Source organism: Vibrio sp. D431a (assembly GCF_030248655.1).
In the GTDB taxonomy this organism is placed as follows: Bacteria; Pseudomonadota; Gammaproteobacteria; order Enterobacterales; family Vibrionaceae; genus Vibrio; species Vibrio alginolyticus.
This window is the reverse complement of record NZ_JAHGAP010000013.1, coordinates 177,521-199,042: the sequence shown is the minus strand read 5'-3', so window position 1 is coordinate 199,042 and position 21,522 is coordinate 177,521. Positions and strand designations below refer to the sequence as shown.

The following is a 21,522-nucleotide window of genomic DNA, read 5'->3' as shown; positions in this document are numbered from 1 at the left end:
AAATGTGGAAAAAAATACTCGCAAGTTGCTTGCTGGTCGTCGCATTCACAGCGCCTGTTATGGCCAGCGAAGAACCATTGAAGCTTGACTGGATTGACCTTGTTCCAGAAAAAGAGCGTAAATTGTTCGACAGTATAGGCATGCCTGCATCTGATCACAGTGGTGGCGCAGCGCAGCAGTCCAAGATTGGTAATGTTCGACCAGAACTGAACGGAAGCCAAGTTAAAATTCCAGGGTTTGTTATCCCACTTGAAGGTGATGCCAATACCGTCACCGAGTTTTTATTAGTGCCATACTTTGGAGCTTGTATTCACGTGCCACCACCGCCTCCAAACCAGATCATTTACGTGAAGTTTCCGAAAGGCGCGCCTGTTCAAGAGTTGTGGGATGTTATATATGTGGTTGGAACGTTGAAAACCGAGACGATAAACCACGAACTGGCAGAAACGGCTTACGTTATTGAGGGATCAGAAATAGAAGCCTACGACGATATGTAATTTAAGTCGTCGATAAGCCTCGCTACACCTAAGGCGTCACACTGGCGCCTTTTTTAGCTTTGTGCTAAACGATATAACGAGATAAATACGCTAATACGCCCACATAAATAACCAAAAGAAACGCTATCGACAGGTGCTTTTTGAGTTTACCTGCTTCTGAGAACTTCATAGCCCCTCCAAAATAACGATAACAATTTTAACAACTCATTATCATTTTGAATAGCCCTATTCGTTCAAAAACTGAGAACTCCTGTCTGGTCGCTTGGTCAGATAAGGTGTAAATTTAAACGTGCGAACCGCGCAGTTCTTGGTAGGAAAACGAATGGCAGACCCGACAAAGCAACCTGTTGTCATCGAACATCAGTCAGACACAAAAAAAAATACGCAACAAGAAAAGAAACAAGGCTACATAAAAGACAGTGCTAGTAAGGTAAAAACCATTGCCCAAATACACGGTCTTGACGCCTTACTGCAAACCGAACCGCCAGCCAAATCTGCGTTTGAAAGAGCCCAATTGCGAGAGCAAAGACGCCAAGAACAGCGACAAAAAAACTTAGAACAGATTTTAAAATTAGCGCACAGTTCATGCCGAGATGAGACAGCGGGAGAGCCAGACCAAGATTGGTTGCATCGATTTTTTGAGATGGCTCAAGACATCCATAACAGCGCGATGCAAAAGCTATGGGCTCAAGTGATGAAGCGTGAAGTGACCAATCCGGGTTCAACGTCCATGAAAGCGTTGAAAACCCTCAAAGACATGTCACCAAAGGAAGCACAAACTCTGCAAAGAGCCGCCTCTTTAGCGTGCAGTTTTGGAGGGGATCACAGCAGAAAACTGCTGATTGGTTACAAAGCGCAAGGAGGAATATTTAGCTTCGGCAAGCGAGACGTCGCCAACAGCCTAAATATGGGAAGTTTTCAACTGCCGTATTCAAGCTTGTTGCTCTTAATTGAATTAGGGCTGCTGCACAGTGCCGAACTTGAATCTGGCGAAATTAGTATCGAGACACCGTTGGCCCTCACCTACCAAGGTAAAAACTTGTCACTGAACGTAAACAGCAAAGGTGTCCGCCTTTTATATTACCGCTTCACACCCACAGGTAATGAGCTCTGTACCTTGCTCGGAAACAAACCACATGCCGAATACTACGATCAAATGCTTGCACTGTTAAATCATAGATTTAGTGTCCATAGTGAAGCTAAAAGTACGGTTCATCATACCGTCTAGCCAGCTTGAGAAGCATTTGATCACCTATGATCCAAATACTTCTCAAGCAGCTCAAAGAGCTTTAGGTCACCTATGATCTAAATGCTTTTTTATCGGATCACACCGCGTTGTTTAAGATCGATTAAGCACAAATCTACCAGCTCATCGACACTCTTTTCTCCCGCGGGCAAATCGATTTCAGGGTTCTCTGGCGCTTGATATTCCGAATCAATACCAGTGAAATTAGGAATCTCTCCCGCACGGGCTTTACGGTATAAACCCTTAGGATCTCGACCTTCGCAAACCTCTAGAGATGCATTGACATACACTTCGATAAACTCGCCTTCTGGCAATAAATCGCGCACTAACTTCCGCTCTGCACGATGCGGTGAAATAAACGCCGACAGAACAATTAAACCCGCATCTGCCATCAACTTCGCCAGTTCACCAATGCGACGAATGTTCTCGCGACGGTCCTGTTCAGAAAAACCTAAATCGCTACACAAACCATGCCGTACATTGTCACCATCCAATAAATAGGTGTGGTAACCCAATGCTGCAAGGCGATTTTCCAACGCCCCCGCTACGGTTGATTTACCCGCTCCAGATAAACCAGTGAACCACAATACGGCAGGTTTTTGCTTCTTTAATTCAGCACGAAACTGTTTATCAACCGAATGCTGGTGCCAAACAATGTTTTCATCTTTTACCGTCGTTTCGGCAGTCATAACGTATCCTTGTAAATATCGGAATTAAAACGGGAAAAAGACCGGGATCAAAGTAAGTACTAATACAGAGTACACAATCGAAATTGGCACTCCAATTCTCACGTAGTCGGTCAATTTGTAATTTCCTACGCTGTACACCAGCAGGTTAGTTTGGTAACCGTAGGGAGAGATAAAGCTCGCACTCGCGCCGAACAAAACCGCCATGATGAATGGCATCGGATCCACGCCATAACCCACCGCCATGCTATAGCCGATAGGAAAAGAAAGCGCAGCCGCGGCATTGTTTGTCACCAATTCAGTGAGTACCAATGTCATGATATAAGTCGCCACCAAGGCACCAAATACTCCCCAGCCATTAAACGCTTCAATAAACATCACTCCCATTCTTTCTGACAATCCAGAAGAGATCATCAGTTGAGCAATAGACAAAGCGGAACCGACAATCACGACGATATCGATCGGAAAACGGCGGCGCAGTTCTGAAATCTGCACAATACCAAACGCAATAAGCGCGATAAGGTACGCAGCTAGACCTTTAATAATTGGCACTAACTCTAATAGAGCGCATCCAATTACGGCTGCAAAGCCCAGTAATACAATGGAAGACTTATTCGTATCAAGCCGAGCGCTAGAGTCCAAGTCATGCACTAAAACAAACTCTTTACGATGAGCTCGGCGTTCAGACTCAAAACGCTTTCCTGGAACCAGAACTAACGTGTCCCCAGGCGCTAAGGTAATGCTACCCAAGCCACCTTCTAGGCGTTCGTGGCCTCGGCGAATCGCCACAACAACGGCATCGAATCGGTCGCGGAATCGGCTCTCTTTGAGGGTTTTGTAGCAAAATGTCGCCGACGAGCTCACCACAACTTCGATAAAGTTTTGCCCATTTAAGTGCTGCTGACCAAACAACTTGAGGCCCGGAATTTCTTGCAGGGTCGCGACGCTCTCAACATCGCCACAAAATAACAGGCGGTCTTTTGCATTGAGCACAAAATCCGGTCCCACAGAAGAAACAGTAACACCATCGCGCACCACTTCTGCAAGAAACAGTTTGCGCAGCGCACGTAAATTATTCTCGCTGATCGTACGCCCAACTAGCGGTGATCCAGGCTCAACGCGAGACTCAAGAAAGTAAGGTAAATCTTCTTGGTTTTGATCATCATAATTCGGTAGCAAGTAGCTGAGCGGGATAAGAATCAGCATCCCTCCCACCAGCACAGCCAAACCTATCATCGTAGGTGTAAAAAAGCTCAGGCTCGGTAAGCCTGCGTCTTCAACAAAGCTGTTGATGATTAAGTTAGTCGACGTACCAATCAAAGTTAACGTGCCACCAAAAATGGCGGCGTAAGACAATGGGATAAGTAATTTCGAAGGTGCATGCTGCTGATTACGCTTAATCGCCCCAATCAATGAGACAACCACAGCGGTATTATTCGTAAATGAAGAGAGCAAGGCTGTCGATACACCGAGCTTAGCAATCACGCTGCCTAACTGGCCCTCAGAGATACTTCGGCTCACCCAACTGATCAGCAGTGTTTTTTCTAGAGCACAGGATGCAAGAATCAATAGAACCAGGGTTAACAATGAAGAGTTGGTAAAATTGGATGCGATAGTGGCTGAATCCATCATCCCAGCCATGAATGCAATAAAAGCGGCACCCGCAAAGACATAACTAGGCTTAATTTTCGTGACAAGCAAGCAAGTGATAATGCCAAGCAAAATCGCTAACACAAACCCTTGTTCCCACATAGCCTTTCCTTACCAAATAGCCCTAAAGGGCACAACAACGACTCATTTATCCATGAATCACCGACAAACGAGCAAACAGACAAAAATCAGCGCAAGCGAAAAGAACATCAGAATGCTCGGTTTCTTGGGCTCCACCGAAGCATTCTGGTATTAGGAGAATACCTAACGACATTTCGCAATTCAGTTAGGTAGCGACACCCCAAGTACAACAGCAAACAGTGCCTGAAATTATCGTACTTGGGTGAGCCAGTTACTTTTTCAGAAACTGGCTGACGTCTTTTGCTTCCCAGTGTGGGAAGTGTTTACGGACAAGCGCATTAAGCTCAACTTCAAACGCAGAGATGTCCGTCAAATCGCGCTCAACCACGGCGAGGCTCTCTTTAACCATGCCAGCACCAACCGTCACGTTTGTCAGACGATCGATAATGATAAAGCCACCGGTATCTGCACAGTCTTGATAATTGTCCAGCGCGACTGACTCATTAAGAGACCATTCACACAAACCAATACCATTCAATGGCAGCTCTGCCGAGCTATGAGTCGAGAGATTATTAATGTCATATTGATGACGAATCGCTTCAACATGACCTACGGTTTTCTTACCTGCGATTTTGATGTCATAGTCACGACCCGGTTGCAGGGGTTGCTCTGTCATCCACACCACATCGGCAAGCAAATGGTTTGTGGTTTCCACTTGAGCATTATCTAGAACAATCAAATCGCCACGGCTAATATCGATCTCATCGCTTAGCGTCAGAGTGACAGCTAATCCGGCACGAGCTTCTTCGATATCACCATCAAAGGTCACAATACGTGCCACAGTTGACGTTTTACCCGATGGCAAAGCTTTAATGGCATCACCGACTTTGATCGAACCAGAAGAAATGGTCCCCGCAAAACCACGGAAATCGAGGTTAGGACGATTAACGTATTGCACAGGGAAGCGGAATTCACCCGCGCCTTTTTCTTGATCCACATCGACCGTTTCAAGAAGCTCAAGCAATGATGGGCCTTTAAACCAAGTCAGGTTTTGGCCTTTATCCACCACATTGTCCCCTTCAAGCGCTGAGATCGGGATGATTTGAATATCAATATCCCCTGTCAGATTCTCAGAGAACTTCAGATACTCATCGCGGATCTCTTCAAAGCGCTCTTGGGAGTAATCCACTAAGTCCATCTTGTTGATCGCCACAACAAAGTGCTTCAAACCCAACAGGTTGGAAATGAAAGAGTGACGACGAGTTTGATCGAGAATGCCCTTACGTGCATCAACCAGAATCACAGCTAAGTCACATGTCGATGCGCCTGTAGCCATGTTACGTGTGTACTGCTCGTGTCCAGGAGTATCTGCAATGATGAATTTACGTTTCTGCGTCGAGAAATAGCGGTAAGCCACATCAATCGTGATCCCCTGCTCTCGCTCAGCTTGTAAGCCATCGACCAACAACGCAAGGTCGGGCTTTTCACCCGTGGTACCCACACGTTGGCTGTCTGAATGCACTGCCGCTAGCTGATCTTCATAAATTTGTTTTGAGTCATGGAGTAAGCGACCGATTAATGTACTTTTACCGTCATCCACCGAGCCACAAGTCAAGAATCTAAGTAACGACTTGTACTGGTGTTGTGTTAAATAGCCTTCGATACCAAGCTCGGCTAATTGAGCTTCAACTGCACTGTTCATTATCTTTCCTTAGATCCTTTAGAAGTAACCTTGACGTTTCTTAAGCTCCATCGATCCTGACTGATCGTGGTCGATCGCTCGGCCTTGGCGCTCACTCGACGTTGCCACCAGCATCTCTTCGATAATGCCAGTTAAAGTGTTTGCTTCAGACTCGATAGCCCCAGTCAATGGATAACAACCAAGGGTACGGAAGCGCACACTCTTCTCTTCAATCACTTCACCCGGTTGAAGCTCCATACGATCATCATCAACCATGATCAGCATGCCATCGCGTTCAACAACTGGGCGTTTGTCCGCGAGGTAAAGCGGCACGATCTCGATGTTTTCTAAATAGATGTATTGCCAGATATCAAGCTCAGTCCAGTTAGACAGTGGGAATACACGAATGCTCTCACCCTTATTAACCTGACCGTTGTACGTCTTCCATAGCTCAGGACGTTGGTTTTTAGGGTCCCATGTATGGTTCTTATCGCGGAATGAATACACGCGCTCTTTCGCCCGTGATTTCTCTTCATCGCGGCGCGCGCCACCAAAGGCTGCATCAAAACCGTACTTGTTCAGCGCTTGTTTTAAGCCTTGAGTCTTCATGATGTCAGTGTGCTTAGAAGAACCATGAACAAACGGACTACAGCCCATGGCTAGACCTTCTGGATTCTTATGTACCAAAAGCTCAAAACCGTATTTGGCCGCGGTGCGATCACGAAATTCAATCATCTCGCGGAACTTCCAATCGGTGTCGACATGCAGCAATGGAAATGGAATCTTACCTGGGTAAAAAGCTTTACGCGCTAGGTGCAGCATCACTGATGAGTCTTTACCAATCGAATACATCATGACTGGGTTATCAAACTCAGCCGCAACTTCACGGATGATGTGGATACTCTCCGCTTCGAGTTGTTTAAGGTGAGTTAAACGTTGTTGGTCCATGTTTTGTATTTCCTTTTTAAGCTTGAAGGCGCATTACGTCTCTAATCTTTGGTCTGAAATTATATGGAGTTGGCAATAGCACTTTTGTTGAATTCAGTACTAGACAAAAACCAGTCTAACTTTTGAGACAGTCGCACTACCTCTCCGACAACAATCAAAGATGGCGACTGTGCTTCCTTCGATAAATCAGAGAGTTGGGAGAGTTCTCCCGTAAATACTTTTTGTTGAATCTGCGTGCCACGCTCAATAATGGCAATCGGAGTCGACGCTGAACGACCATGCTTAATGAGTTGATTCTGAATATAGTGTGATTTCATCAGCCCCATGTAGATCACTAAAGTCTGATTCCCACGCGCCAACGTGGACCAATCCATCTCATCACTTTCTTCTTTCAAGTGGCCAGTCACAAAGATGGCCGATTGCGCATAATCACGATGAGTCAGTGGAATACCAGCATAAGCGGTTGCGCCAGCTGCTGCGGTAATGCCAGGGACAACTTGAAAACGAACGCCGGCATCAGCAAGCACTTCTAACTCTTCACCACCACGACCGAATACAAACGGATCCCCACCTTTAATGCGCACTACTTTGTAGCCCTGCTTGGCAAAATCCACCAAAAGCTGATTCGTCTTCTCCTGCGGCACACTGTGATGCCCAGCTCGCTTCCCAACGCACACCAAAATCGTATCGCTTGGAATCAATGCCATGATTTCTTCAGACACCAAGTAGTCGTACAAAACCACGTCAGCTTGCTGCAAGCAGTTCAGTGCTTTCACCGTCAGAAGTTCAGGATCGCCTGGTCCTGCACCGACTAAGGCGACTTCACCAGGCTGTAGCGATTGCTTTGCAAAACGAGTAACACCAGCGACTGGGTTGTCAGAAACTAACCGGGGCTTTGGTTTAGGAAAAGAAGTGACTGAATCGTTCGTTGCCATGTGCTTGCTCATCGTCCATTGATATCGTTATGCAAGCATTATGGCGGGGCGTTTATATTACCTGAAATTCTAAAATTTCATTTTTTATTCAAAAATCTGCTAAGAAGTTTTTGTTTGGTCTCATTCAAAAGCGTGCAAAAGTCGGCGGTTAATATGGATAAGGTTCAGTAAACTGATTAATGTTCACAGTTTTCTGTATCTTTATCATCAAGTTGCACCTGTGTTTGATACATTACGCAGTACGATTTCCCCTTATCATTGAATTGGAGCACCAAATGAAAGTGGCAGTTCATCCTATTTCCCTCGCAGTATTAAGTGGCATGCTAACGCTTGCTGGCCCAGCAATGGCCGATACCATCAAGCTTCGTATTATCGAAACCACCGACATTCACACCAACGTGATGGATTACGATTACTACAAAGACCAACCATCACAGCAAATCGGTTTAAGTCGCGCAGCAACAATAGTGAAACAAGCTAAGTCCGAGGCAGAAAACACGGTACTAGTTGATAACGGTGATTTAATTCAGGGCAGCCCAATGGGCGATTACATGGCGGCAAAGGGGATTAATCCCGGCGACGTGCACCCAGTCTACAAAGCGATGAACCAGCTAGACTACGATGTGGGCAATATTGGCAATCATGAGTTCAACTATGGCTTAGATTTTCTACAAAAGACGTTGAAGGGGGCAAACTTCCCTTACATCAACGCAAACGTATTTGATAAACAAACCGGTGAGCATTACTTCAAACCTTACCTCATCAAAACTCACACTTTTAAAGACACAAACGGCGAAGCGCATCAAATAAAAGTGGGTTACATCGGCTTTGTACCACCACAAATTATGGTCTGGGATAAGAAGAACTTAGAAGGCAAAGTCTTTGCTAAAGACATTAAGGAAACAGCAGAGAAACTGATTCCTCAAATGAAGAAAGAAGGCGCAGACGTGATTGTGGCGATTCCACACTCGGGCATTTCTACTGATCCATACAAGCTAGGCGCAGAAAACTCTGTTTACTACCTCACAGAAGTTGAAGGTATTGATGCGATTGCTTTTGGCCACTCTCACGCCGTCTTCCCAGGGAAAGACTTCGCAAACCTACCTGGTGTTGATATAGATAAAGGGACCATCAATGGTGTAACGTCCGTGATGCCGGGCCGCTGGGGAAGTCACGTAGGTGTGATGGATTTGATGCTGAAAGAGAAAGACGGCAGATGGCAAGTCGTCGAAGGCCAAGCAGAAGCACGCCCTATCTTCGATAAAGTAAATAAGAAGTCATTAGCTAAAGCCGATGAAGATATTGTGAAAGCGTTAGAAGAAGATCACAAAGGCACTCGTGAATTTGTAAACCAACCAATCGGCAAAGCAAATGATGTCATGTACAGCTTCTTGGCATTAGTGCAGGACGACCCCACCATTCAAATCGTTAACCTTGCTCAGAAAGACTACGTAGAACGCTTTATTCAAGGCGACCCAGACCTTTCTGACATTCCAGTACTGAGTGCGGCAGCACCATTTAAAGTCGGCGGTCGTAAGAACGATCCGAATAACTTTACAGAAGTAGAATCCGGTCAGCTCACCTTTCGTAATGCGGCCGATCTTTACTTATATCCAAACACCTTGGTTGCGATGAAAGTGAAAGGTAAAGAAGTTCGCGAATGGCTAGAGTGCAGTGCGGGTCAATTCAACCACATCGACATCAACAATCCTAAACCGCAATCTTTGATTGATTGGGATAATTTCCGTACGTACAACTTCGATGTTATTGATGGGGTTAACTACCAAATCGACGTTACCCAACCGCCGAAGTACGATGCGGATTGTAAAGTGATTAATCCAGATTCTCAGCGCATTGTGAATCTGACGTTCAATGGTAAGCCTGTCAATCCGAAGCAAGATTTCATCATCGCAACCAATAACTACCGTGCATATAGCAATACTTTCCCTGGTACAGGCCCAGATTTCATTGCATTTGACGCACCAGATGAAAACCGCTCTGTCGTCGCCACTTATATTTCTCGCGTGAGTGAAGAAAAAGGAGAAGTGACACCAAGCGCTGACAACAACTGGTCTTTCGCACCGATTAAGTCCGATAACAAGCTAGATATTCGTTTCGAAACCTCCCCTAGCGATAAAGCGGCGCAGTTCATCAAAGAGAAAGGACAATACCCAATGAAACGCGTGTCAACAGACGACATTGGTTTCGCAATTTATCAAATCGATCTGAATAAATAAGGTTGATTTGACAGCAACACTAAGCGGCTCTCATGAGCCGCTTTTTTGTTATCAATAAAACCCGTTAAAATAAAGAAAACCGTTTCCGAGTTATCACATGCACAGCGATCTTTTTTCAGACTTAGTCAATCATGGCTTTTTAGAGACAGAAGCAAACCAACTTATTGAAAATGGTGAGTTGCTCGAACTGCCTACACGCCACATTCTTAATCACCAAGGAGAGTTGAGCTCACACCTTTACTTCATCATTGAGGGGTTATGCCACGCAAGCTATCTCACGGAGCACGGCAAAGAATTCAGTAAAGAATTTTATTGGGAGAAGGACTGGGTTATCGGGTTTGAGAGCATAATAAAGGACCAACCTTCGCCTTACTTATTGGAAACGCTGAGCGCTTGTCAGCTATTTTGCTTGCCAATTGAAACGTTGCATCACTGGCGAGCAGAAAAGCACGCCATTTACTTAAAGCTACTCGAAAACCAACTGGTTAATAAAGAGAATAAAGAACGCTTTATGTTGCTCTACTCTCCAGAGGAACGATATCAATTATTTTGCGCTCATTACCCAGATTTAAAGCAACGTATTACCGATAGTCAAATTGCGGCCTACCTGGGCATTACGCCAATCAGTTTGAGTCGAATCAAAGCACGCTTAACCAAAGATCACACTCTCAAATAAACTCAAAAAAGAAAAAAGCTCTTCAAACGAAGAGCTTTTTCTCTGCTATTTGAGCTATTTAAGAATTCGCGCCCGGAACTGGCGCCCTTTCATCTTGCCGTTACTAATGGTTTGTAGAGCCTTTTTAGCCACAGATTTTTCGACGGCAACATAAGCGCGCACAGGGAACAGGTGAATCTTTCCGACTTGAGAGCCTGGAATACCATTTTTTCCTGTCAAACAACCTAAAATATCACCCGGTCGTACTTTCTGTTTCTTACCGCCATCAATGTTAATCGTCACCATCTTCGCTTGGTATGGCTGCTGATTTGATTTGGCAGGCAATGTTGCTGGTACCACGTCCATCTCTAGGTATTCTTCAATACGAGCTACACGTAAACCGTCTTTCTCACCAAAAAAGCTAAACGCTAAACCTTTACTACCCGCACGACCTGTACGACCAATACGGTGCACATGAACCTCAGGATCGCGCGATAGCTCAAAGTTAAAGACAGCATCAAGATTATCAACGTCCAAACCACGCGCCGCAACGTCTGTTGCAACAAGGATAGACACACTCTTGTTAGCAAACTGCACCAATGCTTGGTCGCGTTCACGCTGCTCTAAGTCCCCGTGGATATCGATAACGCTGAATCCTTTGTGATGCAACTCATCTGCGACACTTTGAACTTCTTTTTTGGTATTACAAAAAACCACCGCGGACTCTGGTTGGTGAGTCAGCAGCAAATTCGCCAATGCTTCATCACGTGCTTCCGAGCCTTCAACTTTATAGAAGTACTGCGCAATGCTTGAGGTATCATGCGTCGATTCCACCTTAATCACTTCCGGTGTCTGCATTATACGCTGCGCAATTTGCTCAATTTTTTCTGGAAAAGTAGCACTGAAAAGTAGAGTTTGACGCTGCTTTGGCGCTGCATCGATGATTGCATCTAATGCGTCTTGGAACCCCATGTCCAACATGCGATCAGCTTCATCTAGCACCAAGGTATTCAGTTCGCTAAGATCAATTCGGCCTTTTTCAAGGTGATCCAAAATACGACCAGGAGTACCAACTAGGATATGCGCACCATGCTCCAGCGAACCAATTTGTGGCCCCATAGGCATCCCACCGCAGAGAGTAAGCACTTTAATATTATGAATGCCGCGACCTAAAGTACGAATTTCCTTCGCTACTTGGTCTGCAAGCTCACGCGTTGGACACAATACTAATGACTGGACACGAAAGCGTTTGACGTTGAGGTTCGATAAAACCCCTAAACCAAATGCAGCGGTTTTACCTGAGCCCGTTTTACCCTGCCCGATGACATCACGATGTTTTAGGATTGCAGGCAAGCTCAAAGCTTGAATTGGCGTCATGTGGGTATAGTTCAGGGAATCAAGTGTGGCGAGTAACGCTGGGTTAAGCCCAACTTGATCGAATGTTTGTTTGCTCACGGGGATATCCTCAGGTGAGATGGAAAGAGGGCACATTATCACCAGATTTGGTGGGAAAACCAGTGCTAATTAACCTTTGTTAATGAGTATGAGCTCAAAACAAAGTAAAGTCAGTCACTCTATTCTCATTACGGATAACAACATGCTCACTTGGATTACTTTGCCCTTTGCTCAGCTAACAACCACACAGCTGTATGAAATGATGAAATTGCGTGTAGATGTATTCGTTGTTGAACAAACCTGCCCTTATCCTGAGCTAGATGGTAAGGACACACTGGAAGGCGTTTATCATCTAATAGGCTATCACGGTGATGAACTGGTTGCTTGCGCACGATTACTGCCCGCAGGCACCACGTATGACAATGTGAGTATTGGTCGAGTGGTGACAAAGCAAACCGCGCGAGGCGGTGGCTTAGGTCATAAGTTATTGGACAAGGCATTGGCACAATGCGAAACATTATGGCCAGGACAGACAATCGATATAGGTGCTCAAGAACACCTCATCCAGTTTTATGCAAGTCATGGATTCAAGGTTATCTCAGAGTGCTATCTTGAAGATGGTATCCCTCATGTGGATATGCGGAAAGAAGCCGTAGCGCTATAAGCTTCAATTCGATTGGTTACTATGAAAACTAATCGCTATGAAAAACTGACTAAAAAGACGCGATATTCGCGTCTTTTCATTTGAAGCGTTTACTTGTTACGCCCAAAGGTCCCATCCGATAAACGGAAAAACATAACGGACCGCCCGCTTTTTTCCAGCTGTAGCATATCTAACTCGCCTTCGTCACTAAGCTTAAAGCGAATCAACTGTCCCTGCTTTATTTGGCTTAGCGGCTTATCACTGCCTTCTATTTTGACCAGAGCGCTAAGATCCGCCATAGAGAGCTGATTACTTCTGAAAACCTGCGCTAATGTATCACCATTTTTAACCGTGTACTCTTTCCAATCTTCAGATTTCGGTCCAGAGTTCTGAGAGGTTCTCTGCTGGCTTAAACTCTGCGCGTTCAGCTCAATCGCTACGCGTTGATGATCGACCTCAGTCTGCTCAACTGGTTGATCTGTTTTATTAGGCAAAGGAATAACAAGGAGTACCAGAATCAATGGCACTAAGACCATCAAAGCACGCTGGTGAAATTTAGGCAGACGCAACCAAAACTGCTTAACAGGCTGTATACGCTCCAACCATTGCTCTTTGTTGAACGGCTGCTTCCAGTCGATAGCAGCGAATTTTTGTTTAACCAATTCGACATAGTCGACTTGCTGCTTTTTCTTTCTGCGACGATTCATTGTAATGAGTCCCTTAATACTTCTACGGCCAGTATAAAAATACCGACGCGGAGAGTATATGTTTTTCACCAAACTAAAATGGAATTGGGATTAAATTAGCAGAAATTTCACTTGGAGTAAGAGATAAGTCACAACCTGGTCGCCTCAATTAAGCATTCAGTCGCAATCATTTAAACCTAAGCTCGAAACTGATATCCTGTTACCTTTATCACTCCTAATAAGAGCGACATTCATGTCTGAAATTAAATTTGAAACTGCAGAACAAAAAGCAAGCTACGGCATTGGTCTGCAAATGGGTCAGCAACTTGCAGGCTCTGGTCTTGAAGGTCTTAGCGTTGATGCTATCGCAGCAGGTATTGCAACAGCACTAACTGGTGACATGCCATCAATCGAAATTGATGAAATCAACAAAGCACTACAAGAACTTCACACTCGTGCAGAAACAGCTCGCCAAGAAGCAGCAAAAATTGCGGCAGCAGAAGGCGAAGCGTTCCTAAAAGACAACGCTCTACGACCTGAAGTTAACGTTCTAGACTCTGGTCTTCAGTACGAAATCATTTCTGAAGGTACTGGTGCAGTTCCTACAGCAGAAAGCTCAGTTCGCGTTCACTACCACGGTGAGCTAACTGACGGTACTGTATTCGATAGCTCTGTATCTCGCGGTCAACCTGCTGAATTCCCTGTTACAGGTGTAATCAAAGGTTGGGTAGAGGCACTACAACTAATGCCTGTTGGCTCTAAGTGGAAGCTATACGTACCACAAGATCTTGCGTACGGTGAGCGTGGCGCTGGTGCGGCTATCCCTCCATTTGCAGCTTTAGTTTTCGAAGTAGAACTATTAGATATTATCTAATTGAAACCATTTTCAATTATGATTAAATAAAACGGCGCACTAGCGCCGTTTTTTTGTCTAAACTGAATAGACTTTCTCACCTCTGAACCTTTCACTCTGATAGCCTTTAAAAATAAAATCACTTTTAAAAAACGCTCAACCTTTGGAGGTACTATGCGTAAAACACTCCTAACTCTAGCACTCCTATCAATCAACATTGGTAGTGCGCACGCATTCTTAGATTCAGTCACTCAAAAAAGTAAAGAAAGTGGCCTGATGGACATGGTCGGCAGCAGCTTGAACACCGAGTCATCTCCATTAACAGACATGCTAACTAGCCAATTACCAGTATCCACTGAGCAAGCAGCCGGAGGCAGTGGTGCGCTACTCGCTTTGGCTCAAAGCCAGCTTTCGCAAGAAAATAGTAGTGAATTACAGTCTTTGATTCCTGGACTTTCAAACTTGCAAGGAGCACAAAGCTTACTAGGAAATATTGAGAATATCAGTGCAGTCAAAAGTGCATTCGATACGTTAGGTTTAGACCCATCTATGATCAGTCAGTTTGCTCCAGTCATCTTGGATTACTTGAACAAGCAAGGCGCTAGCGAAGGGCTTCTAAGTTCGTTGGGCGGATTGTGGAATACTAGTAAATAAGCGTAAGTGATAATCACTTTTTAAATTGCCAGTCTGCATGGGTTGAAATAAATGCAGGCTGGATATAAAGGTTTACTGAATTACAGATACAAAAAAGCCGAGCTAATGCTCGGCTTTCTCGTTCTTACGAACTGATTACTCAGCAGCTTCTTCAGCAGCTGGGCGATCTACAAGCTCAATGTAAGCCATTGGAGCTTTATCACCAGCACGGAAGCCAGCTTTTAGGATACGAGTGTAACCGCCCTGACGAGCAGCAAAACGTGGACCTAGTTCGTTAAATAGTTTTGCAACTACTTCGTTGTCACGAGTACGTGCAAATGCTAGACGACGGTTAGCAACACTGTCAGTCTTAGCTAGTGTAATCAAAGGCTCAACTACGCGACGTAGCTCTTTTGCTTTTGGCAAAGTAGTCTTGATAACTTCATGACGTACTAGAGAGCTAGCCATGTTGCTGAACATCGCTTTGCGATGTGAGCTGTTGCGGTTGAGTTGACGACCACTCTTACGATGGCGCATGACCTAATCCTTCTAACTAGTATCGATTAATCTTCAGCGATTGATGCAGGTGGCCAGTTTTCTAGGCGCATGCCCAGAGACAGACCACGTGACGCAAGTACGTCTTTAATCTCAGTAAGAGACTTTTTACCAAGGTTAGGCGTTTTAAGTAGCTCAACCTCGGTACGTTGTACTAGATCACCGATGTAGTGAATCGCTTCTGCTTTCAGACAGTTAGCAGAGCGAACTGTTAGTTCAAGATCGTCTACAGGACGCAGTAGGATCGGATCGAATTCTGGCTTCTCTTCCTTCTCCTCAGGAACTCGTACATCACGAAGATCTACGAATGCATCCAATTGTTCAGCTAGGATTGTAGCTGCACGACGGATTGCTTCCTCAGGTTCTAGAGTACCGTTTGTTTCCATATCGATAACAAGCTTGTCTAGATCAGTACGCTGTTCTACACGAGCTGCTTCTACAGCGTAGGCAATTTTGTCTACTGGGCTGTAAGTAGCATCTACTAGTAGGCGACCGATAGGACGCTCGTCTTCTTCGTTATGGATACGCGCAGAAGCTGGAACATAACCACGACCACGTTCAACTTTGATACGCATTGCGATCTCAGCGTTGTCATCCGTTAGGTGACAAATTACGTGTTCAGGGTTAGCGATCTCTACATCACCATCATGGGTGATGTCACCTGCAACCACAGGGCCCGAGCCTGATTTGTTCAAAGTAATGAACACTTCATCTTTGCCTTCGGCAACGCGCACAGCCAAACCTTTAAGGTTTAGAAGAATTTCAAGAATATCTTCTTGAACGCCTTCTTTCGTGCTGTACTCATGAAGTACGCCTTCAATTTCTACTTCTGTTACAGCACAACCTGGCATAGAAGATAGAAGGATGCGGCGAAGTGCATTACCCAGAGTATGACCAAAGCCACGCTCTAATGGCTCAAGAGTTACTTTTGCGTGAGTCGAGCTGATTTGTTCGATGTCAACTAGACGTGGCTTAAGAAATTCTGTTACAGAACCCTGCATTGTGTCCTCTCTTTAGTTTAAACCTTACTTAGAGTAAAGCTCGACGATCAATTGTTCGTTGATGTCAGCTGATAGATCAGAACGCTCAGGCATACGCTTGAATGTACCTTCCATCTTGCCACCATCTACTTCAATCCAAGTTGGTTTTTCACGTTGTTCAGCAACTTCTAGAGCTGCTTTGATACGAGCTTGCTGTTTAGCTTTCTCGCGAATAGAAACAACGTCATTAGCCGCTACTTTGAAAGAAGGAACGTTTACAACTTTACCGTTTACTAGGATAGCTTTGTGGCTAACTAGCTGACGTGCTTCTGCGCGAGTTGCGCCAAAGCCCATGCGGTAAACTACGTTATCAAGACGACCTTCAAGAAGCTGAAGTAGGTTTTCACCAGTGTTGCCTTTTAGGCGAGCAGCTTCTTTGTAGTAGTTACGGAATTGTTTTTCTAGAACGCCGTACATACGACGTACTTTTTGCTTCTCACGAAGCTGAACGCCATACTCAGATAGACGACCGCGACGAGCGCCGTGTACACCTGGTGCGTTATCAATTTTACACTTGGTATCGATCGCGCGAACACCAGACTTAAGGAATAAGTCAGTGCCTTCACGACGGCTAAGCTTCAGCTTAGGACCCAAATATCTTGCCATGATTCTTCTCCAATTGTCCTAGAAACGTTATACGCGACGTTTCTTAGGTGGACGACAACCGTTATGAGGGATTGGTGTAGCATCAACGATGTTTGTGATGCGGAAACCAGCGGCGTTTAGTGCACGAACAGTAGATTCGCGACCTGGACCAGGACCCTTAACCATAACTTCCAAGTTCTTTAGGCCGTATTCTTTAGCCATTTCAGCACAACGCTCAGCAGCAACCTGTGCAGCGAACGGAGTAGACTTACGAGAACCACGGAAACCAGAACCACCTGCAGTAGCCCATGCAAGAGCGTTACCTTGACGGTCAGTAATGGTTACGATTGTGTTATTGAAAGAAGCATGGATGTGCGCAACGCCATCTGCAACTTGCTTGCGTACGCGCTTACGAGCGCGAGTTGGTTGTTTAGCCATTGTACTCTACCTTCCCGATTATTTCTTGATCGGCTTACGCGGACCCTTACGGGTGCGAGCGTTGGTTTTAGTACGCTGTCCACGTAGTGGTAGACTGCGACGATGACGAAGACCACGGTAACAGCCAAGGTCCATAAGACGCTTGATGTTCATAGATACTTCACGACGTAGATCACCTTCTACAGTGTACTTAGCTACACCATCACGCAGTTGATCGATCTGCTCTTCAGTTAGTTCACTGATCTTAACATTTTCAGCAATACCCACTTCAGCTAGGATAGCTTGAGAGCGAGTTTTACCGATGCCGTAGATCGCTGTTAGAGCGATTACTGCATGTTTCTGATCAGGAATGTTAATGCCTGCTATACGGGCCATTATTCACTCCTAAGTGTTTCTATAAAAGAATTAGCCGCAGCAAAGCCCGTTATGGATACGCTGCGGAATACTACTTCTTTTGCACGCAAAAGGTAGGCCGAGGAATATACTCGACCCAACCTTCATTTTCAAGTAAAAATTTCTGCTAATTAGCCTTGGCGCTGTTTGTGCTTTGGCTCACTGCAAATCACGCGAACGACACCGTTACGCTTGATTACTTTACAGTTACGGCAGATTTTTTTAACGGAAGCACGAACTTTCATTGCTAAACTCCGTAAATGAAACTGAGTCTACCGCCGGATTAACGGCCGTAGCCTTTCAGATTCGCTTTCTTCAACACAGAATCATACTGTTGAGACATCAGATGAGTCTGTACCTGTGCCATAAAGTCCATAATTACAACAACTACGATTAGTAGCGATGTACCGCCGAAGTAGAAACGTACGTTCCACGCGACCATCATGAACTCGGGAATCAGACAGATAAAGGTAATGTACAGTGCACCAGCAAGGGTTAAACGTGTCATTACTTTATCAATGTATTTCGCTGTCTGCTCACCTGGGCGGATACCGGGTACGAATGCACCAGACTTCTTCAAGTTATCTGCTGTTTCACGCGGGTTGAAAACCAACGCCGTGTAGAAGAAACAGAAGAAGATAATTGCTGCTGCATAAAGCATTACATACAACGGTTGACCAGGGCTAAGAGCCAAAGACACGTCAGTTAACCAACCGAACGCGCTGCTCTCACCGTTTTGACCAAACCACTGAGCCAATGTTCCTGGGAACAAGATAATACTTGATGCAAAAATCGCTGGAATTACACCTGCCATGTTAATTTTAAGAGGCAAGTGCGAGCTTTGCGCAGCAAACACTTTACGACCCTGTTGACGTTTCGCATAGTTAACGACGATTCGGCGTTGACCACGTTCCATGAAAACAACGAAGTAAATTACTGCAAAAGCTAATACCGCGATTAGCAACAGAAGAAGTACATGCAATTCACCTTGACGCGCTTGCTCGATTGTTTGACCGATTGCAGAAGGCAATCCAGCAACAATACCTGCAAAAATCAGTATCGAAATACCGTTACCAATTCCGCGCTCTGTAATTTGTTCACCTAACCACATCAAGAACATGGTACCGGTTACTAAACTTACGGTAGCAATTAGCGTAAACATGGTTTGGTTGATAACAACCAGATTGTCGACCATGTTTGGTAGGCCAGTTGCAATACCTATAGCTTGGAAGGTTGCAAGTACAAGCGTGCCGTAGCGTGTGTATTGGCTTATCTTACGACGGCCTGCTTCACCCTCTTTTTTGAGTTCAGCTAACGCTGGATGAACTACAGTTAGCAATTGGACAACAATAGATGCCGAAATATACGGCATGATGCCCAATGCTAATATAGATGCACGCTCAAGAGCACCACCGGAGAACATGTTAAACATTTCAACGATGGTACCTTTTTGCTGTTCGAACAAATCGGCAAGTACAGCAGCGTCAATACCAGGAATCGGCACAAAAGAGCCGGCTCGGAATACTAAAAGTGCACCAATTACGAATAACAAGCGCGACTTTAGTTCACTTAAGCCGCTCTGAGCACTACGAAAATCTTGTCCTGGTTTCTTAGCCATCTGTACCTCGTTCCTCGAGATTATTCCTCGATTTTACCGCCTGCAGCTTCGATTGCAGCTTTAGCGCCTTTAGTCACACGTAGACCTTTAACAGTCACTGCTTTGTTGATTTCACCAGAAAGAACAACTTTTACAAATTCGATGTTCTTAGTGATGATGTTAGCAGCTTTAAGACTGTTTAGATCAACTACGTCACCAGAAACTTTCGCTAGCTCAGCTAGACGAACTTCAGCAGACACTAGGCTCTTACGAGAAGTGAAACCGAATTTTGGTAGACGTTGTTTCAGAGGCATCTGACCGCCTTCGAAACCTGGACGAACACTGCCGCCAGAACGTGATTTTTGACCTTTGTGACCACGGCCACCAGTTTTACCTAGGCCTGAACCGATACCACGACCTACTCGCTTCGCAGAAGTTTTCGCGCCAGCAGCCGGTGCTAGAGTATTCAAACGCATTCTGATTACTCCTCAACTTTAACCATGTAGTAAACCTTGTTGATCATACCGCGAATACACGGAGTATCTTCAAGTTCTACTGTGTGGTTGATTTTACGAAGACCTAGACCGCGCAAAGTAGCTTTGTGCTTTGGCAGACGACCAATTGAGCTTTTAGTTTGAGTTACTTTAATAGTTGCCATGGTGTTCTTACTCCGAAATAGATTCAACAGTTAGACCACGTTTAGCAGCAACCATTTCTGGTGACTTCATGCTACCTAGTGCATCGATCGTTGCACGAACGATGTTGATAGGGTTCGTAGAACCGTACGCTTTAGATAGTACGTTGTGTACACCAGCAACTTCTAGTACTGCACGCATCGCACCACCTGCGATAACACCAGTACCTTCTGCAGCAGGCTGCATGTAAACTTTAGAGCCCGAATGGCGACCTTTCACTGGGTGGTGAAGAGTGCCTTCGTTTAAAGCGATCGTAGTCATGTTACGACGCGCTTTTTCCATTGCTTTTTGAATCGCTGCAGGTACTTCACGAGCTTTGCCGTAACCGAAACCTACACGACCGTTACCGTCACCAACTACTGTTAGTGCAGTGAAGCTCATGATTCGACCACCTTTAACCGTTTTAGAAACACGGTTAACTGCGATTAGCTTTTCTTGCAAATCATTCGCTTGAACTTGTTGTTCTTTAGCCATCTTCCAACCCTACCTTAGAATTTCAGACCAGCTTCGCGAGCAGATTCTGCTAGCGCCGCTACTCGACCGTGGTATTGGAAACCAGAACGATCAAATGCAACTGCAGTTACGCCCTTCTCTAGAGCGCGCTCAGCAATAGCTTTACCCACTGCTTTAGCTGCATCAACGTTACCAGTGTATTTCACTTGCTCACGGATCGCTTTTTCTACAGTAGAAGCTGCTGCGATAACCTCAGAGCCGTTAGCCGCGATAACCTGTGCGTACACGTGACGAGGAGTACGGTGTACAACTAGGCGAGTCGCACCCAGTTCTGCAATCTTACGACGTGCACGTGTAGCACGACGGATGCGAGATGCTTTCTTATCCATAGTGTTACCTTACTTCTTCTTAGCTTCTTTAGTACGCACATTTTCATCTGCGTAACGAACACCTTTGCCTTTGTATGGCTCAGGCTCACGGTAAGAACGAATGTCAGCCGCAACTTGACCAACTAGTTGCTTGTCAGCACCAGTGATCACGATTTCAGTTTGGCTTGGACATTCAGCTTTAATACCCGCTGGCAACTCGTGCTCAACTGGGTGTGAGAAGCCTAGTGTTAGACCTACAGCGTTGCCTTTGATAGCAGCACGGTAACCTACACCTTTAAGAGTTAGCTTCTTAGTAAAGCCTTCAGTAACACCAACAACCATGTTGTTAACTAGAGCGCGAGCAGTACCTGCTTGAGCCCATGCGTTAGCAACACCTTCTTTAGGACCGAAAGTCAGGTTATTTTCTTCCTGAGCGATTACAACTGCGTTGTTAAGAACGCGAGTTAGTTCGCCTTTCGCACCTTTTACAGTGATTTCTTGGCCGTTTAGTTTCACCTCTACGCCAGCTGGAATAGCGACAGGTGCTTTTGCAACACGAGACATAGTCTACT

Annotated in this window: 26 protein-coding genes; 7 read left to right on the top strand and 19 right to left on the bottom strand. The window is 45.3% G+C overall.

What is annotated here, in order from left to right:
* Positions 1–2 precede the first annotated feature (2 nt).
* Both KJB35_RS11475 and KJB35_RS11470 read left to right on the top strand, forming a co-directional pair.
* Positions 3–497: a DUF3299 domain-containing protein gene (locus KJB35_RS11475; RefSeq protein WP_064353581.1), complete on the top strand. Its 495-nt coding sequence runs from the start codon at positions 3–5 to the stop codon at positions 495–497.
* A 322-nt stretch (positions 498–819) separates the two neighbouring features.
* Complete coding sequence (locus KJB35_RS11470; RefSeq protein ID WP_064353580.1) at positions 820–1,725, top strand: TIGR03899 family protein; 906 nt, start codon at positions 820–822, stop codon at positions 1,723–1,725.
* A gap of 89 nt (positions 1,726–1,814) precedes the next feature.
* On the opposite strand, the gene cysC is transcribed toward KJB35_RS11470, so the two are convergent.
* The 5 genes from cysC to cobA all read right to left on the bottom strand — a co-directional run bounded on the left by cysC (position 1,815) and on the right by cobA (position 7,724).
* A complete protein-coding gene (cysC, locus tag KJB35_RS11465; RefSeq protein ID WP_005379598.1) occupies positions 1,815–2,432 on the bottom strand; it encodes an adenylyl-sulfate kinase in 618 nt (205 codons plus the stop codon).
* Positions 2,433–2,456: 24 nt separating this feature from the next.
* Positions 2,457–4,181 (bottom strand): SLC13 family permease, encoded by a 1,725-nt coding sequence (locus KJB35_RS11460; protein ID WP_005379596.1) that lies wholly within the window; start codon positions 4,179–4,181, stop codon positions 2,457–2,459.
* Positions 4,182–4,431: 250 nt separating this feature from the next.
* On the bottom strand, positions 4,432–5,862 hold the full coding sequence (gene cysN, locus KJB35_RS11455) for a sulfate adenylyltransferase subunit CysN (RefSeq protein WP_017633444.1): 1,431 nt from the start codon (positions 5,860–5,862) through the stop codon (positions 4,432–4,434).
* 18 nt (positions 5,863–5,880) lie between these two features.
* Positions 5,881–6,789 (bottom strand): sulfate adenylyltransferase subunit CysD, encoded by a 909-nt coding sequence (gene cysD, locus KJB35_RS11450; RefSeq protein WP_005379592.1) that lies wholly within the window; start codon positions 6,787–6,789, stop codon positions 5,881–5,883.
* Between the two features lie 59 nt (positions 6,790–6,848).
* A complete protein-coding gene (cobA, locus tag KJB35_RS11445) occupies positions 6,849–7,724 on the bottom strand; it encodes a uroporphyrinogen-III C-methyltransferase (protein WP_031780800.1) in 876 nt (291 codons plus the stop codon).
* 275 nt (positions 7,725–7,999) lie between these two features.
* Between cobA and cpdB the strand changes: the two genes are divergently transcribed.
* Positions 8,000–9,961 (top strand): 2',3'-cyclic-nucleotide 2'-phosphodiesterase, encoded by a 1,962-nt coding sequence (cpdB, locus tag KJB35_RS11440; protein WP_085569689.1) that lies wholly within the window; start codon positions 8,000–8,002, stop codon positions 9,959–9,961.
* A gap of 97 nt (positions 9,962–10,058) precedes the next feature.
* Positions 10,059–10,637 (top strand): Crp/Fnr family transcriptional regulator, encoded by a 579-nt coding sequence (locus tag KJB35_RS11435; protein ID WP_033906009.1) that lies wholly within the window; start codon positions 10,059–10,061, stop codon positions 10,635–10,637.
* A gap of 54 nt (positions 10,638–10,691) precedes the next feature.
* On the opposite strand, the gene dbpA is transcribed toward KJB35_RS11435, so the two are convergent.
* Positions 10,692–12,071 carry an ATP-dependent RNA helicase DbpA gene (gene dbpA, locus KJB35_RS11430; protein WP_005379583.1) on the bottom strand — a complete coding sequence of 460 codons (1,380 nt, stop codon included), beginning with the start codon at positions 12,069–12,071 and terminating at the stop codon, positions 10,692–10,694.
* 142 nt (positions 12,072–12,213) lie between these two features.
* Here dbpA and KJB35_RS11425 point away from each other — a divergent pair, with 142 nt between their 5' ends.
* Positions 12,214–12,675 carry a GNAT family N-acetyltransferase gene (locus tag KJB35_RS11425; protein ID WP_085569734.1) on the top strand — a complete coding sequence of 154 codons (462 nt, stop codon included), beginning with the start codon at positions 12,214–12,216 and terminating at the stop codon, positions 12,673–12,675.
* An 89-nt stretch (positions 12,676–12,764) separates the two neighbouring features.
* On the opposite strand, the gene KJB35_RS11420 is transcribed toward KJB35_RS11425, so the two are convergent.
* Complete coding sequence (locus tag KJB35_RS11420; protein WP_017820296.1) at positions 12,765–13,361, bottom strand: LysM-like peptidoglycan-binding domain-containing protein; 597 nt, start codon at positions 13,359–13,361, stop codon at positions 12,765–12,767.
* A gap of 232 nt (positions 13,362–13,593) precedes the next feature.
* Between KJB35_RS11420 and KJB35_RS11415 the strand changes: the two genes are divergently transcribed.
* Together KJB35_RS11415 and KJB35_RS11410 are read left to right on the top strand one after the other, a co-directional pair.
* On the top strand, positions 13,594–14,214 hold the full coding sequence (locus KJB35_RS11415) for an FKBP-type peptidyl-prolyl cis-trans isomerase (protein ID WP_005383137.1): 621 nt from the start codon (positions 13,594–13,596) through the stop codon (positions 14,212–14,214).
* A gap of 153 nt (positions 14,215–14,367) precedes the next feature.
* A complete protein-coding gene (locus tag KJB35_RS11410; RefSeq protein WP_017820297.1) occupies positions 14,368–14,847 on the top strand; it encodes a DUF2780 domain-containing protein in 480 nt (159 codons plus the stop codon).
* Between the two features lie 135 nt (positions 14,848–14,982).
* Here the strand turns inward: KJB35_RS11410 and rplQ are convergent, their stop codons facing one another.
* The 12 genes from rplQ to rplF form a co-directional block, all read right to left on the bottom strand.
* Positions 14,983–15,363 (bottom strand): 50S ribosomal protein L17, encoded by a 381-nt coding sequence (rplQ, locus tag KJB35_RS11405; RefSeq protein WP_005383141.1) that lies wholly within the window; start codon positions 15,361–15,363, stop codon positions 14,983–14,985.
* A 26-nt stretch (positions 15,364–15,389) separates the two neighbouring features.
* Complete coding sequence (locus KJB35_RS11400; protein WP_005383143.1) at positions 15,390–16,382, bottom strand: DNA-directed RNA polymerase subunit alpha; 993 nt, start codon at positions 16,380–16,382, stop codon at positions 15,390–15,392.
* A gap of 24 nt (positions 16,383–16,406) precedes the next feature.
* Positions 16,407–17,027 (bottom strand): 30S ribosomal protein S4, encoded by a 621-nt coding sequence (gene rpsD, locus KJB35_RS11395; RefSeq protein ID WP_005383146.1) that lies wholly within the window; start codon positions 17,025–17,027, stop codon positions 16,407–16,409.
* 27 nt (positions 17,028–17,054) lie between these two features.
* Positions 17,055–17,444 (bottom strand): 30S ribosomal protein S11, encoded by a 390-nt coding sequence (rpsK, locus tag KJB35_RS11390; protein WP_001118870.1) that lies wholly within the window; start codon positions 17,442–17,444, stop codon positions 17,055–17,057.
* Positions 17,445–17,462: 18 nt separating this feature from the next.
* Positions 17,463–17,819 carry a 30S ribosomal protein S13 gene (gene rpsM, locus KJB35_RS11385; RefSeq protein ID WP_005383154.1) on the bottom strand — a complete coding sequence of 119 codons (357 nt, stop codon included), beginning with the start codon at positions 17,817–17,819 and terminating at the stop codon, positions 17,463–17,465.
* 149 nt (positions 17,820–17,968) lie between these two features.
* Positions 17,969–18,082 (bottom strand): 50S ribosomal protein L36, encoded by a 114-nt coding sequence (gene rpmJ, locus KJB35_RS11380; RefSeq protein ID WP_000868186.1) that lies wholly within the window; start codon positions 18,080–18,082, stop codon positions 17,969–17,971.
* Positions 18,083–18,120: 38 nt separating this feature from the next.
* Positions 18,121–19,455: a preprotein translocase subunit SecY gene (gene secY, locus KJB35_RS11375; RefSeq protein WP_005379562.1), complete on the bottom strand. Its 1,335-nt coding sequence runs from the start codon at positions 19,453–19,455 to the stop codon at positions 18,121–18,123.
* 20 nt (positions 19,456–19,475) lie between these two features.
* Positions 19,476–19,910 carry a 50S ribosomal protein L15 gene (gene rplO, locus KJB35_RS11370; protein ID WP_005383155.1) on the bottom strand — a complete coding sequence of 145 codons (435 nt, stop codon included), beginning with the start codon at positions 19,908–19,910 and terminating at the stop codon, positions 19,476–19,478.
* A gap of 5 nt (positions 19,911–19,915) precedes the next feature.
* Positions 19,916–20,092, bottom strand: a complete 177-nt coding sequence (gene rpmD / locus KJB35_RS11365) for a 50S ribosomal protein L30 (RefSeq protein ID WP_005379565.1) — start codon at positions 20,090–20,092, stop codon at positions 19,916–19,918.
* Between the two features lie 7 nt (positions 20,093–20,099).
* Positions 20,100–20,603, bottom strand: coding sequence for a 30S ribosomal protein S5 (rpsE, locus tag KJB35_RS11360; protein ID WP_004745894.1), 504 nt, complete (start codon positions 20,601–20,603; stop codon positions 20,100–20,102).
* Positions 20,604–20,617: 14 nt separating this feature from the next.
* A complete protein-coding gene (rplR, locus tag KJB35_RS11355) occupies positions 20,618–20,971 on the bottom strand; it encodes a 50S ribosomal protein L18 (protein ID WP_005379568.1) in 354 nt (117 codons plus the stop codon).
* A 9-nt stretch (positions 20,972–20,980) separates the two neighbouring features.
* Positions 20,981–21,514, bottom strand: coding sequence for a 50S ribosomal protein L6 (gene rplF / locus KJB35_RS11350; protein WP_005379570.1), 534 nt, complete (start codon positions 21,512–21,514; stop codon positions 20,981–20,983).
* Between the last annotated feature and the right edge of the window lie 8 nt (positions 21,515–21,522).